We start from the raw sequence: 14,037 nt of genomic DNA, 5'->3' as shown, positions 1-14,037 counted from the left end.
AAAGGGGACGGCCAGATGGGATTCGATAAGCTGATCAATAGTTGGACGGCAATCTTTCCTCTTGCCGTCCTTCTCTATTATTTTTTTCGGAAACGTTACGAGACGAAGACCATTTCGTCGACATTATTTTGGGAAGAATCAATGCGGGAAATGAAAGTGTCGCCTTACTTGAAAAACTTACAGCGGAATGCCCTCTTTTATTTACAGATGGCTGCGCTGCTTTTATTAGTAGTGGTTCTGTTGGATCCGTTCGTAAAAAAGAGTGGAACGGCCGCGGGGCATACGATTTTCGTTGTGGACACATCCGCAACGATGTTTGCCGAATCGGATGGACAGACCATCTGGGATCATCATAAAGCGTTGATGGAGGAGTTGGCCGTAGAGCGGAAAGGGCAGCCCATCTCGATCATCACGACCGGCAAGGAGCCATCCCTGTTGGTAAGGGAGGAGACGGACGGGGAAGTTATCCGCTCGGAAATCGAGGAGCTGGAAGTCGCTTATGAGCAGGAGCATATGGACCGTGCCATCGAATTTGTGAAGTCGTTCGTCCTATCGGAACCGGCAGATGTCCACATTTTCACAGATGAGCTGGATCGCAATCAATTCACGGAGGCGGATGAAACGATTTCGTGGAATGTCCACAGTTCGAAACTGCCGATTGCGAACCTTTCTATTCTCAATTTTGGAGCGGTTCGCACTACAAATGGCAATGAAGCAATTGTCAAAATTGGCAATCAATCGGATGCCGCTCTCGATGGAATTATACAAATCAAAGATCCGCTGACAGGGGATATAGTGGCGAACCAGAAGTTTTCGATTGAGGCGGAAAAAGAACAGCTTTTGTCGTTCAAAGAGTTGCCTCCGCTCCAGGCATTGACTGCTGAAATGGATGTTAAGGACGACTATGCAGCGGACAATGTAGCCTCTATTCTCCTTGGAAGCGAGATTGGAGAAGCCATCGTCGATAGTCAACTGCATGAGCTGGTGAAGAAGGCGTTCGAGGCAGTGAATTTGGATGTCACGTCGGGGGCAGTGCAGGAGATGGAGGCTGCACGGGAGAACGCGATCGTCGTAACGAACGATGTTTCATTCCTGAAAAAGGGTTCGAAGCCTATCTTGCTCATTGGGCGAAACGATGAGTCGGCGCAACCGGCCGAAGGGCCCGTTTTGACGGAAGATCATCCTCTTTTCTCCCTTGCTGATCTGAGCGATGTCTATGTTGCGGAAACCTATCCGTCTTTCCGGAATTTTAGGACACTCGCAACTGTCGGGGACAAGCCGTTCATCCAGCAATCCAAACGGGGGGACATTGTCATCCTGTCTGATATGGAAATGACCGATTGGCCGTTGCACGCATCGTTCCCATTATTCGTCTGGAGTGCGACCGAACTGCTTGGCTCGGACGCTGAATCACTAGGGGCCTTCACTCCGGAGGAACGGAGAGCGGTACTCGCTGGCGGGGACGGTCTGGAATTGTTCACTTTGCACGATGAATACGTGACGAGTGTGGCGGAAGGTTCGCAGTTTGTCGCACCTTCCATGCCCGGCCTCTATCGGGCGATGGACGGGAGCAACGAGAGTCTATTCACTGTGCAGCTGGAACAGTCAGAGAAGGTGGTCCGTTTTGGTTCCTCTTATCAGATAGGCAGAAACGCGGAAAATGGAGCGGAACAGGAAGGGCACCGTGGAATCGGCTGGATTTTCATCCTGCCTATCCTTCTGCTGTTGCTCGCAGAATGGGAGGTGCAGAGACGTCGTGGATATCCGAATTGAAGAGCCATACTGGTTGCTGTTGCTCATTCCTGCCGCAATTTATATGGGATTCACATGGAAAACGTCGGGACAGCGCCTAGCCGGGAAGGGGACCATCCTCTTTGCCCTGCGTTGCCTAGCGATCATCGCTCTCGTCTTTGCCCTCACTTCCCCGTATTTGACATCACGCGCCAATGAAGAACAGATTTTATTCGTCGTCGACCGCTCCGTTTCGGTTGGAGGGGCACAGGAAAAGGAGGATGAATGGATTGCAGAGAGCCTGAAGGGACGGAAAGAGAATCAGTCGGTCGGCATGTTTTCATTTGCCGGTTCGTTCCGGACTGATGTGAAACTGACAGATTCCGACTTTACAATCCCGGACTTGCCGGAGCTGCCGGACAGGGATGCGACTGATTTGGCGAAAGCGATCGATCTCGCTGCCGCCGTTGCCAAAAACAAAGTTGCGACCCGGATCGTTCTCCTGACCGATGGATTGGAAACGGTCGGTTCAGTCGAACAGCTCTTGCCGAAATATGCAGGGGGGCGGGTGCAAATCGATACGGTTCTGCTAGATCAAGAGAAAACCGCGGACGCTTCGATCGCCCTTTTTGACACCCCTAAAACCGCGTACGAAGGGGAAAAGCAATTGCTCCATGTGGAAGTGGAGTCGTCCACCCGGACAACGGGGGAATTGATCATCACGCAAAACGATGAGGAAATCATACGGGAATCAGTCGAGCTGGAGCCGGGGACAAACCGCTTTTCATTCCGCAATGCAGCTTCAGGAAAAGGTCTATTGAAGTATGAAGCGAAACTGATTGTGCCGGATGATGCAATCCTCGAGAACAATCGAATGCTTGCCGTCACGATGCTGGAACAATCGCCGCGCGTGCTCATCGTTCAGACAGAGCGCAACCCATCGGCGATCCCGAAACTTTTGGATTCCCAATCCATTGACGTGAACGTAATGAATGCGGCTGAGCTGCCAGAATCGCTATCGGGCTATCTTGGATATGGGGCGATCATTTTTGACAATGTCCCGGGGCACCAAGTCGGCGAAAACAAGATGACTGTCATCGAACAGGCTGTGAAAAAATTCGGCGTCGGCTTCATGATGGTCGGCGGAGATGAAAGCTTCGGTCTCGGTGGATATTTCAAATCGCCGATCGAACGGTTATTGCCGGTTGAAATGGAACTGCAAGGAAAAGAGCAGATCCCTTCCCTCGGGCTGGTCATCGTGATGGACCGTTCCGGCAGTATGTCCGGTTCGAAAATCGTCTTGGCGAGGGAAGCAGCGGCGCGATCCGTCGAGTTGCTGCGGGACGATGATACGTTCGGATTTATCGCGTTCGACGATCAAGTATGGGAAGTCATCCCTATCGGTGCAGTTGGAAGTAAAGAAGAGGCAATCGAAAAAATACTGTCCGTTCCGGCAAACGGAGGGACGGATATTTTCCCAGGTCTGCTGAAGGCGTATGAAGACCTGTCGGAAAGTACACTGCAACGGAAGCATATCATCTTGCTCACAGACGGCCAATCTCCGATGCCGCCGGGCTATGAGGAACTCATTGAAGAAGGCAGAAATCAGCAGATTACTTTGTCAACTGTCGCCATCGGGGAGGATGCTGACTGGACTTTGCTGGAAGAGCTCGCAGAAGAGGGCGGCGGCCGATTCTACGATGTCATTGATGAATCGACGGTCCCGGCTATTTTAACAAGGGAGACCTCCATGATGACTCGGACTTACATCGAAGACGATCCGTTCTATATGACAGTGGCCGGCGTCCCTCTCTGGTCCTCGCTTTTTGAGGAAGGTGTCCCGAAAATGAATGCTTATATTGCAACGACTCCGAAACAGACGGCGACGATCGTAGCGGAGAGTCACAAGCAAGACCCGATTCTCGCGGAATGGATGTACGGCCTCGGCCGGACCATCGCGTTCACCTCGGATGCGACTGGAAAATGGTCCGGGGATTTAGCGAGATGGGCGAACTATCCGGAATTTTGGAATACGGCCGCTGCCCGGCTATTGCCGTCCTATCGGGAAGTTCCCTATATCATCACCCATGAAGGGGGAGGGACCTACACCGTGACAGACAGTTCCCGCAAGGCGGCTTTCCTGGATGTCGCGGTTGTCGACGAGAGTGGCGTAGAGGTGCCCTTCACCGCCGAACCGCTTGCACCTGGAAAAATGAGGGTGACGGTGGATGCCGATCCGGGACTCGTCTTCTTCGGCGTTTCGGATGATCAAGGCGGTTTATTCGAAGCTGGTGTTTCCGTCCCCTATTCGGAGGAATATACGTTTTCCAAGCCTAATAAAAGACTATTGGAAAAGATAGCCGATCGGACGGATGGGGAACTGTTGGAGGAGGGGGATGACCCGACCCGGGTGTTTCGGAATCATCCGTTTAAAAGCGGAGAGCAAACCTCGATTGTGGAATGGCTGATCCTTACCGCCTTGCTGCTGTTCTTCATCGACATAACATTGCGGCGGTTCGGATTGTTGAAAGGGATTACCGCGAAACGCAGGGCGGAACCGGTAGTCGAAGAACCAGTGCGCGAACAAGACAGCATTTCGGAATTGTTGAAAGCGAAGAAGAAAAGGTAACTGCTAGTTTGGTTTGGCAGAAGACGACTGCCGATATATTTCTGCAAGCGCTGATAAGCGGTGGGGAGTGCTGATACTTTTCGTCAAGTGCTGATAAATCGTGGGGATCGCTGATATTTTCCGTCAAGTGCTGATAAGTCGCGGGGATTGCTGATACTTTGCGCCAAGTGCTGATAAATCGTGGGGATCGCTGATATTTTCCGTCAAGTGCTGATAAGTCGCGGAGATTGCTGATACTTTGCGCCAAGTGCTGATAAGTCGCGGGGATTGCTGATACTTTGCGCCAAGTGCTGATAAGTCGTGGGGATCGCTGATACTTTGCGTCAAGTGCTGATAAGTCGTGGGGATTGCTGATACTTTCCCTCAAGTGCTGATAAGTCGCAGGAACTGCTGATATCTTCCATCAACCGCTGATCAACCCCAGAGGGACGCTGCTCCTCTCCAGATCAAAACAAAAAACCTGTCCTCCGACGCCATGTGTGGCGCGCGAAGACAGGTTTTCCCTATTTCGTTCGGATTTCAGCAAGCAGCGGGCCGTTCCGTTTGGCCCATGTGAAAGCGAGTGCGAAGCAGATGAACAGAATCACCATTCCGAGGATATAGGGAAAGTTGATATTCACGTCGAAAACGACTCCGGCGAGTGCAGGCCCTACCATGTTGCCAAGGCTCATGTAGGCGTTCATCATACCTGCCGCGTAGCCCTGTTCCTCTCCCGCCAGCTTGGAAATGACCGTATTCACCGCAGGGCGGAGAAGGGAGGTCGCCGTCGAGAAAATAGTGGAGACGAGCAGGACGGTCCAGAACAGGTCGACAAAGATGATGCCGAAAATCGAAAGCGCCGCGATGACCAAGTTGACCAAGATGACGCGCATTTCCCCGAAGCGTTTGAAAAGCCGGTTGATGATGAAGGTTTGCACAATCACCCCGACAAATCCGCCGACGGTTATGAGGATGGCGATCTCAATAGGGGTATACCCGAATTTATGGTCGACGAACAGTGAAATGGTCGCCTGGAAGTTTGCGAGACCGAAAGAAAAGACGAACATGACGATCAGGATGACGAAGTACGGCGTCGTTGTGGATCGTTTCAGCTGTTGGAAAATATTCTCCTTTTTCTTTAAAACATCATCCTTCGCAATCGTAGGCTTCGGATTCGGAAGAATGAACAGTGAGAGCAGTGCTGCAAACAAAGCGGCGCCCGTTGCAAAATAAAACGGGAAAACGAGGCTGACCTTCGACAAGAATCCGCCAATTCCTGGCCCGATCATGAAACCTAACGACATCGAGGCGCCGAGCAGCCCCATTCCTTTCCCACGGTTTTCCAATGTCGTGATATCCGCGACGAAGGCCATCGTCGGCGGGATGAGGAAAGCAGCACCGAAACCGGAGAAGAAGCGGGATACATATAACATCCATAATTGGGTTGATAGCCCGAATGCCAGTTGCGACAATCCGAAAATGACAAGGCCAATCAGGATGATCGTCTTTCTGCCGTGCCGATCCGATAATTCACCCGCGTATGGGGAGAAGATGAACTGGGCCAGTGAAAAAAGTGCGATCAGAAAGCCGAGTGCTCCCCCCGCTACGCCGAATGTCGCGAGGTATTGAGGCATGATGGGCACGATGAGACCGATTCCCGACATGGCAATGAACATATTGAACATTAGAATATATAAAGCAAATTGATTAGACCGTGCCGCCAATAGTACCCCCAACTTTCTCCCCTGTTTTCTATCATTCAAATATAGTACCACATCCAACCTATAAATTCCTTTTTCATAGACTTCTATTCCTTCAAATAAAAGAAGACCCCCGTACTCCGGAGGCCATCTGCTCACTTCATTTCCATCTTGAATTCCAAAAAGAGCTCATTGTAAACGCCGAGCATTTCCAAGCCGAGGTTTTGATATACTTCCAGATGCTCCCTCGTTTCTTCATCTGGATAAAATCGCTCATCCCCTGTCACTTCGGGATCCATCCAATCCAACGCCGTCAAGTTCGGTGTGGAATAGCCGACATAATCGGCATTTTGAGCGGCCACTTCCGGATCAAGCATGAAGTTGATGAACGCGTGGGCCCCTTCGATATTCTTGGCTGTCCGGGGGATGACGATATTGTCGAACCATAGATTCGACCCTTCTTCCGGAACGTGGTAATCGATCTCTTCATTCTCATACATCATATCCGCCGCCTGGCCGGACCATGTCAGCGCCACGGCAGCTTCCCCGTTCACCATCAACTGGGTCACTTCGTCCCCGATGACCGCTTTCACATTAGGACTCAGGCGCTTCAGCTTGTCGGTCGCTTCCCGCAGTTCATCGAGATTGGTGGAGTTCAAGGAATAGCCGAGAGAGTTCAGCCCCATGCCGATCGTTTCCCGTGCGCTGTCAACCAAAATGACTTCCTGTCGGAGGGAAGGGTTCCATAAATCATCCCATTCCTCGAATGTTTGCCCCTCAAGTAACGTCGGATTGAACGCGATTCCGACCGTTCCCCAAAAATAAGGGAGCGAATACCGGTTGCCCGGATCGAACGGCAAGTTCAGGAAATAAGGATCGATATGCTGAAGATTCGGCAACAATTCGCGATCAAGAGGGATAAGCAGATCCTTTTCCGCCATCATTTCGACCATATACTCGGAAGGCATGGAAATATCATAAGAGGTTCCGCCTTGCTCGATTTTCCCCATCATCGCTTCATTCGAATCAAACGTCTCGTAAATGACTTTAATGCCCGTTTCATCTTCAAACTGTTTCAGAAGATCTGGATCGATGTATTCTCCCCAGTTGTAAACCGTGATGACGTCCTTGCCTGAACGGCCGCTGCTATCGTTCAACTTTGAATTAACGAACAGCAGGAGGGCGGAAATGATCAGTATGGCGGCAGCCGCCCGGATGATGTCCTTCATTTCCTCACCCCCGTCAAATCGGTTTTCGCCTTTTTGCCAAGTGCATAGTAGCCGAGTACCAAGGCGACCGTAATGAGGAAGATCAGTCCCGATAACGCATTGATCGTCAAAGTGATCCCTGCCCGTGCCATCGAATAGATTTCGACGGACAAGGTCGAGAATCCATTGCCCGTGACGAAAAATGTGACGGCAAAATCATCGAGGGAATAGGTCAGGGCCAGGAAGAAACCGGCGAAAATCCCGGGTTTGATATAAGGGATGATCACCCTCATCAAGATATCCCTCCGTGAAGCGCCCAGATCCCTTGCTGCATCAATTAGCGAAGTACTCATCTCCTGCAGTTTCGGCAATACCATGATGACCACAATCGGAATGCTGAATGCGATATGGGAAATCAGCACCGATGCAAACCCGAGCTTGACTCCCACAATGGTGAATAAAATAAGGAATGAGGCCCCGATAATGACATCCGGGCTGACAATTAGAATATTATTCAACGACAACACGGCATTCCGCATCGCTTGATTGCGCAGGAAGGCGATAGCCAGCGCACCGAGCACGCCGATTGCAGTGGAGACGAGGGCAGAAAGCAAGGCGACGATGACGGTGTTCAGCAAGATGACGATGAGCCGGGTGTCTTCGAAAACGGCGCTGTAATGTTCCCAAGTGAACGACTCGAAATTCGACATGCCGCCCCCGGAATTGAATGAATAAAAGATCAGATAAAAGATAGGTGCATAAAGAATGATGAAGACGGCAGTCAAATAGAGTTTCGGTAAGCTACTTAATTTTCCCATTGCCTGTCGTCCCCCTTTCGCCGCCACTCGTGATGATCATGACGATGAACATGAATAAGATCAAGAACACGGCAATGGTCGACCCCATGCCCCAGTTTTGCGTGACAAGAAACTGCTGTTCAATCGCAGTTCCGAGTGTGATGACTTTATTCCCCGCGATGAGCCGAGTGATCATAAATAGTGACAATGCCGGGATGAAAACGATCTGCACGCCGGATTTGACTCCATTGATCGTCAGTGGCCAGATGACCCGCCGGAATGTCGTCCACGCATTCGCCCCAAGGTCTCGGGAGGCGTCGATCAAGGCAGGATTCAATTTGTCAAGTGCATTGAAAATCGGCAAAATCATGAATGGAATGAAAATATAGACCGACACGAAGACGAAACTGAAATCGGTAAATAGCAATTGCTGCCTTCCGATTCCCGTCACTTCCATTAACGCATTGAGCGGCCCGTACAGACCGAATAACCCGATGAACGCATATGTCTTCAGCAAAAGGTTGATCCACGATGGAATGATGATGAGCAACAACCAAAGCTGCTTATGCTTCGTCTTCGTCAGGAAATAAGCCGTCGGATAGGCGAACAGCAACGAAAAGAACGTAATGAGAAACGCATACCAGAACGAGCTGATTGTCAATTTCAAGTAGACCGACGAGAAAAAGCTTTTATAATTTGCTAACGTAAAATTGCCTGTTAAATCAAAAAAGGAATAATAGACGATCAAGGCGATCGGCGCAATGACAAATAGCAAGATCCATGCAATATACGGAATCGAGTATAACGGGTGAAACGTTCTATTCTTCATTTGCTGCCACTCCATAGGACTCCAATCGGGCATCGAAATCCTCTTCCGTTTCATTCAAACGCATGACATGAATGTCTTCCGGGGCAAAGTCCAAGCCGATTTTACCGCCGACCTCCGCCTTTTTGGTGGAATGTACAAGCCATTCATTCCCGTCCGCATCGTAGGTGGAGAGTTCATAATGGACACCGCGGAATAATTGGGTATCGACTGTCACCACCAATTTTCCTTTCTGCACGTCGGTAATTTCCAAGTCTTCCGGACGGATGACGATGTCGACTTTCTCATTCGGGTTCAGCCCTTGGTCGACACATTCAAACACTTTCCCGGTGAATTGCACGGAGTAATCTTCGATCATGACGCCCGGAACAATATTAGATTCTCCGATAAAGTCCGCGACGAAGCGGTTGATCGGTTCATCGTAAATATCGAGCGGTGTGCCGGATTGGACGATTTCTCCCGTATTCATGACGAAAATTTCATCGGACATCGCCAACGCTTCCTCTTGGTCATGAGTTACGAAGACGAACGTCTTGCCGAGGCGCTGCTGGAGTTCCCGAAGCTCATACTGCATTTCAGAACGTAATTTCAAATCAAGTGCGGAAAGCGGCTCATCCAGCAGAATCACTTCCGGGTCATTGATGATGGCCCGGGCAATGGCGACCCGTTGCCTCTGCCCCCCGGACATTTCGGAGATGTCCCGTCTTTCATAGCCTTCCAGATTGACGAATTTCAACGCTTCTTTGACCCGACGATCGACCTCTTCTTTTTTCACTTTCTTGATGCGCAGGCCGAATGCCACATTTTCATAGACATTCAGATGGGGAAATAGGGCGTAGTCTTGGAATACAGTGTTCACTTGCCGTTCATTCGCCGGAATGCCGTTGATCTTCTTCCCGTTAAAATAAATCGTCCCTTCCGTAGGCTCGATGAAGCCTGCAATCAGCCGCAGGATCGTTGTTTTTCCGCAACCGGACGGGCCGAGCAATGTATAGAATTTTCCACGCTCCATCTCGAACGAAACGCCATTCAACACCGTCGTATCGGTGCTATATTGTTTCGTCACGTTGTCGAAGCGGATGATCGGTTCAGTCGTCATGGGGGAGGTTCCTCCTTTATAAATAGGATTCGGTCGCAACGAGAATCAATTCGCTCGATCCATTTGCCGCGTTAGAAAGTTGATGGGGTTGCGAAGCATCAAAATAAAGTGCATCCCCTTGTCCGGCCGTATAGTCCATCTCACCGAGTTCCAGTTTCACTTCGCCCTTCAGTACGTAAATGAATGTTTCAGCAGGCGACGGTTCGAACTTTTTAAATTGCCCTTGTTCTTCGAACGTAAGGTGGATCGGTTCCATTTCTTGCTCGTTCGAACGCGGGATGAGCCAGCGAATGCTATAGTGCATCCGTTCATCCCGATAGACGGTTTGATCGTCCGCCGTATAGACAATTTTCATATTCTTTTTCGGCTCGTCGAAAAACTCTTTCGGTGTCGTTCCGAGCACCTCCAGCAAGCTGAAAAGCGTTTCGATGGAAGGCGAATTCAAGTCGCGTTCCAATTGCGAGATGAACCCCTTCGTCAAATCGGTCCGTTCTCCTAACTCTTCCTGGGTCAGTCCCTTTTTTAATCGGAGACTTTTAATTTTCCTGCCAATTTCCATAGGCACCCCTCCCGCGCTGTAGAAGTTTAGTGGAAATGAACTTTAAGTTTACTATAACCTATACAATCTGTATTCAAAAATCAACTGATTTTGTAAATAAATTTTTATGGAAAAATAAACCATGACAGGATACAGCGTTTCATTCCCTGCACTCTCCAAGTGAAAATGCGGAAGCCGTTAAAAATAAAAAGCAGGGGAGGGCTGAATTATGCCCCGCCTCTACTTTTCAAAATCCGTCAAATCGACAGATCATTCTTTTTGGATCTCCATTTCCTTCTCCCCATCTTGAGGAACGTATGGAAAATGAGATAGGCGGATAGGCCGATCCCGCTGATGGCTGTGATGAGGGAGATCCATTCGAAAAACGTATAGGAGGTCACTTTACTCCATTTGAAAGGGTCATCCCAATCATCGATGACGAGATTCATTCCGTAAATGCCCGAGATCACTGTGAAAACGGTCAATACGAAGAGAAGGATGTTCATCCTGCCCGCGTTGCTGTTTTCCTGATTCCGGTATAACTCATTTAATGTGTTCGTCACTTCCGTGAACAAATTGCTAATATTGAATGCTTTCCGGAACATGCTGGAAACCTCTTTTCCTTCTGTCCGGGTGCTGATTTCCTCCGAGTAATACCAAGAAGAAAACAATGTGATGGATTTGATGAGCGATTTTACATATTCATCGTCCTTGTCCCAGTCGATGGAGCTATATTCGAATACGAACCGAAGCAACATGATCTTGTAAAAGTAATGCAGGAGAAGATTGTAATAATGGGTGCCCATGAATTGCGACAGTTCCTGGCGCATTTCATCAGACCGATGGTTTGTAATCTTCATGAACGCATGGTCGGTCGTCACGGTATACGTGTGAGGGGCCCAACGGTCATGCAAAGAATCTTGCAACATTTGCTGAATATATTTAGGATTCGTTGCCGATAGGAAAGGTTCTCCTGTCGGGGTGCGTCCATTGACTTGGCCCATCCGGAACAATTGGTCCTGTGTGATATTTTCATGTTCCCGGGCAAAAAGGAATCCGGAGGTGTACATTCTTTCATCATCGAAATACGGAAGTGATCCATAGTATCCTTGCAGTTTCTCGTCGTGCGGAATCAGGTTCTGGAGGAAAGGACATAATTGGTCGAAGAGAAAACGATGGACAGAAATCGGTTCATCGTTGGACAAAAGGACTTTTGCTCCGCGCTCCTCCCGCACTTTCGGTTCCACTGCCCGGAAATGATGAGTGAAATCAAGGACATCAGAGAGGCTCGTCGTCTCGTTCAACTCGATTCGTAACGTTAAGAATGCGATACCGAAAGGGCCGAGAATGATATCAATACTCCGAACCTTGAAGCGTTGTAGTCTTCTATTGATCCGGAACCGGAAATCCTTTTGGATCGACTTGGAAAAACGATGGAATCCTTGTTCGTGGAGAGAGGGCGGGAAAAGTTTTCGTTCAATGAAAGGGAGGAAATATTGCTCGAACTCTTTGCCACTGACCGCAATGCCTTCGCCGTACATCTCATTCAGCTTCGATGCTTCCAGAATATTGAAATAGGTATAGCCGTTGTTTTGAAGGGTTTCTGAGAAATGCTTCGACTGGGATAAGGTGTAATTCAATGGAAGAACAAAAGATAGATGGGAGCGAATAATATCGATTTCTGTCATATTAACTTTCTTTTCCATCGGATTTCACCCTTCCATATAGGATAAATTATCGATACATGATACAATTATTCGAAAAGGGGGGGACTGGGATTGGGAAAGAAAAAAGTGTTTTTCCTTGATCCAGACGAGCGCAAGTGGACAATGGAAGATCTCGGGCTCAGCTGGGAGACGATTGGACAATCAGTGCACGAAAAAGAGATAGAAGGGATTTTCCTCGCTTATCAAGGCAGAATCCACAAAGGGTCGGAATTATCCAATCTTTGCATGGTCTGCTTAGAATCATTGGCGTACAATGATGAGCACGACTCCGTCTTTTGCCCGACTTGTGACGAATGGCGAGAACCATCCTGCGCCGATCCAGATTGCGAATATTGCTTGGCCAGGCCCAATAGACCTTCTCAGTGTAATTAGGTATCTCTATTCTCGATTCCTCAAATCCGGGTCATGTAAACCTGGCCATACTTATGTCTTTTTTAAAAGTAGTTTTTTGTTTTTCTGATTAAGGAAATTGTTGAAATTATACTTCTCTAGCAATAAATATTTTTTGTTATGCAATCCAATTTGATTTTAAGTTTGCTTTTAGGATTGATGATGAAAAGACCGCACAGTGCAATGCCTTCCTCTTCGACCAATACGCTGTTTTCGTAGGAAACTATGTGATCCGTATCAGTTGCAAACGTATATTTCAATTGCAGTTGTCATTATGTTCTATCTTGATTCAAGTCAAGTGCATGTGGATTTCGTTGTACCTCCGTTCGGCATCAAGTCTTCGAATTCAGCATAACAGTTGGACATCGCTGTAATTTCTGTTGGGCAGACGAAGAACAATATTGTCCATTTCAAATATTGTTTGCTAAACCAATCTCCATTGAAGTTAGTTTTCCTACCATTTATCCAATCATTTCCATTTCTCGTTTTGGCCGTGACGTAGACGAAATAGTTCGTGCACTTTACGCGTTTCAAACTGGAGATCAGACGAAGAAATCCTATGATTGCAATGTAGGCTATGGTTAGGATACTAACTCAATCCCCACGCATAGTATAAGCAGTGGGGATTTTCTTAACAGGGGGATAGGATTATGAAATTACACGAACAGATGCCGGAGTTGGAAGGCGCGACAACTTGGTTGAACGGTAAAAGAACAAAAGCGGACCTAATTGGCCGAAGACCGACCTTGATCCATTTTTGGTCTGTCAGCTGCCGTCTCTGCAAAGAAGTGATGCCGGACATCAATTATTTCAGAGATCGGTACAAAGACGAGCTGAATGTCATCGCAGTTCATATGCCTCGGTCCAAAGAGGATCTGGACTTGGAAAAGATTAAAGCGGTAGCCGCCAAACATAATATTACACAACCGATTTTCGTCGACAGCGAAGTGAAGCTGACGGACGCATTTAGTAATCAATACGTCCCGGCTTACTATGTATTCGACAAAGACGGCCAACTTCGTCATTTCCAAGCAGGTGGAAGCGGCATGAAGGTGTTGGAGAGACGTGTCAACCGTGTACTTGGGAGAAACTAAAAAGAAGACTGAGCCCATGCCCGTTGTGTGAAGCGCCCGCTTGCACGACAGGGCTTTTTTATCGTCTAGGAAATTATAAAATCCTGGACTGTGGATAACTCTACTAATGCAGAAGTTTTACATCTAGCTTGAGCGCCTAGCCCCTTGAGTCGCTTCAGACTTTAAGATAAAGGCAAAGAGCGCCTTTATTAAAAGTCTTCCAGCGCTTGTCGGGGCTGACCAAGGCGCTTGCGCTTTTGTTCTGGTTCAGTTACTCGCTGGCCATCTGAACTCGCGTTGATAACTGCCGCCGGACCGACCGTAACTCGGATCTCCGGCT

At 48.7% G+C, this 14,037-nt stretch carries 11 protein-coding genes and 1 pseudogene; 4 read left to right on the top strand and 8 right to left on the bottom strand.

Features of this window, described 5'->3' with window-relative positions; all coding sequences use genetic code 11:
* Window positions 1-15 precede the first annotated feature (15 nt).
* Window positions 16-1,773, top strand: coding sequence for a vWA domain-containing protein (locus tag MKY41_RS08035; protein WP_340744539.1), 1,758 nt, complete (start codon window positions 16-18; stop codon window positions 1,771-1,773).
* Window positions 1,757-4,360: a VWA domain-containing protein gene (locus MKY41_RS08030; protein ID WP_340744538.1), complete on the top strand. Its 2,604-nt coding sequence runs from the start codon at window positions 1,757-1,759 to the stop codon at window positions 4,358-4,360. The genes MKY41_RS08035 and MKY41_RS08030 overlap by 17 nt, the downstream gene beginning before the upstream one ends.
* Before the next feature lie 503 nt (window positions 4,361-4,863).
* Here the strand turns inward: MKY41_RS08030 and MKY41_RS08025 are convergent.
* The 7 genes from MKY41_RS08025 to MKY41_RS07995 all read right to left on the bottom strand — a co-directional run bounded on the left by MKY41_RS08025 (window position 4,864) and on the right by MKY41_RS07995 (window position 12,213).
* Window positions 4,864-6,063: an MFS transporter gene (locus MKY41_RS08025; protein ID WP_340745658.1), complete on the bottom strand. Its 1,200-nt coding sequence runs from the start codon at window positions 6,061-6,063 to the stop codon at window positions 4,864-4,866.
* A 131-nt stretch (window positions 6,064-6,194) separates the two neighbouring features.
* Window positions 6,195-7,268, bottom strand: a complete 1,074-nt coding sequence (locus tag MKY41_RS08020; RefSeq protein ID WP_340744537.1) for an ABC transporter substrate-binding protein — start codon at window positions 7,266-7,268, stop codon at window positions 6,195-6,197.
* Window positions 7,265-8,065 carry an ABC transporter permease gene (locus MKY41_RS08015; RefSeq protein WP_340744536.1) on the bottom strand — a complete coding sequence of 267 codons (801 nt, stop codon included), beginning with the start codon at window positions 8,063-8,065 and terminating at the stop codon, window positions 7,265-7,267. The genes MKY41_RS08020 and MKY41_RS08015 overlap by 4 nt, the downstream gene beginning before the upstream one ends.
* Window positions 8,049-8,873 (bottom strand): ABC transporter permease, encoded by an 825-nt coding sequence (locus MKY41_RS08010; protein WP_340744535.1) that lies wholly within the window; start codon window positions 8,871-8,873, stop codon window positions 8,049-8,051. The genes MKY41_RS08015 and MKY41_RS08010 overlap by 17 nt, the downstream gene beginning before the upstream one ends.
* Entirely contained in the window at window positions 8,863-9,969 is a 1,107-nt protein-coding gene (locus MKY41_RS08005) for an ABC transporter ATP-binding protein (protein ID WP_340744534.1), read from the bottom strand. Before MKY41_RS08005 ends, MKY41_RS08010 begins: the two co-directional genes overlap by 11 nt.
* A gap of 16 nt (window positions 9,970-9,985) precedes the next feature.
* Window positions 9,986-10,528, bottom strand: a complete 543-nt coding sequence (locus tag MKY41_RS08000; RefSeq protein ID WP_340744533.1) for a helix-turn-helix domain-containing protein — start codon at window positions 10,526-10,528, stop codon at window positions 9,986-9,988.
* Between the two features lie 236 nt (window positions 10,529-10,764).
* The gene (locus tag MKY41_RS07995) at window positions 10,765-12,213 is read right to left on the bottom strand and encodes a hypothetical protein (protein ID WP_340744532.1); all 1,449 of its coding nucleotides are present in this window, start codon (window positions 12,211-12,213) and stop codon (window positions 10,765-10,767) included.
* A gap of 72 nt (window positions 12,214-12,285) precedes the next feature.
* Between MKY41_RS07995 and MKY41_RS07990 the strand changes: the two genes are divergently transcribed.
* Window positions 12,286-12,606 carry a hypothetical protein gene (locus MKY41_RS07990; RefSeq protein ID WP_340744531.1) on the top strand — a complete coding sequence of 107 codons (321 nt, stop codon included), beginning with the start codon at window positions 12,286-12,288 and terminating at the stop codon, window positions 12,604-12,606.
* A 155-nt stretch (window positions 12,607-12,761) separates the two neighbouring features.
* Here MKY41_RS07990 and MKY41_RS20770 read toward each other — a convergent pair.
* Window positions 12,762-13,035, bottom strand: a pseudogene (locus tag MKY41_RS20770) (peroxiredoxin); the annotation flags it as partial.
* Window positions 13,036-13,274: 239 nt separating this feature from the next.
* Here MKY41_RS20770 and MKY41_RS07985 point away from each other — a divergent pair.
* On the top strand, window positions 13,275-13,718 hold the full coding sequence (locus MKY41_RS07985; RefSeq protein WP_340744530.1) for a TlpA family protein disulfide reductase: 444 nt from the start codon (window positions 13,275-13,277) through the stop codon (window positions 13,716-13,718).
* Window positions 13,719-14,037: the final 319 nt, after the last annotated feature.

Origin of the sequence: Sporosarcina sp. FSL W7-1349 (assembly GCF_038003045.1) — a bacterium.
Classification (GTDB): Bacteria; Bacillota; Bacilli; order Bacillales_A; family Planococcaceae; genus Sporosarcina.
This window is presented reverse-complemented; position numbering and strand designations above follow the sequence as displayed.

Excerpts from the sequence above, each read along its gene's own strand:
- MKY41_RS08035 (WP_340744539.1), top strand. The coding sequence starts at position 16 with ATGGGATTCGATAAGCTGATCAATAGTTGGACGGCAATCTTTCCTCTT.
- MKY41_RS08020 (WP_340744537.1), bottom strand. The coding sequence starts at position 7,268 with ATGAAGGACATCATCCGGGCGGCTGCCGCCATACTGATCATTTCCGCC.
- MKY41_RS08015 (WP_340744536.1), bottom strand. The coding sequence starts at position 8,065 with ATGGGAAAATTAAGTAGCTTACCGAAACTCTATTTGACTGCCGTCTTC.
- MKY41_RS08010 (WP_340744535.1), bottom strand. The coding sequence starts at position 8,873 with ATGAAGAATAGAACGTTTCACCCGTTATACTCGATTCCGTATATTGCA.
- MKY41_RS08005 (WP_340744534.1), bottom strand. The coding sequence starts at position 9,969 with ATGACGACTGAACCGATCATCCGCTTCGACAACGTGACGAAACAATAT.
- MKY41_RS08000 (WP_340744533.1), bottom strand. The coding sequence starts at position 10,528 with ATGGAAATTGGCAGGAAAATTAAAAGTCTCCGATTAAAAAAGGGACTG.
- MKY41_RS07995 (WP_340744532.1), bottom strand. The coding sequence starts at position 12,213 with ATGGAAAAGAAAGTTAATATGACAGAAATCGATATTATTCGCTCCCAT.
- MKY41_RS07985 (WP_340744530.1), top strand. The coding sequence starts at position 13,275 with ATGAAATTACACGAACAGATGCCGGAGTTGGAAGGCGCGACAACTTGG.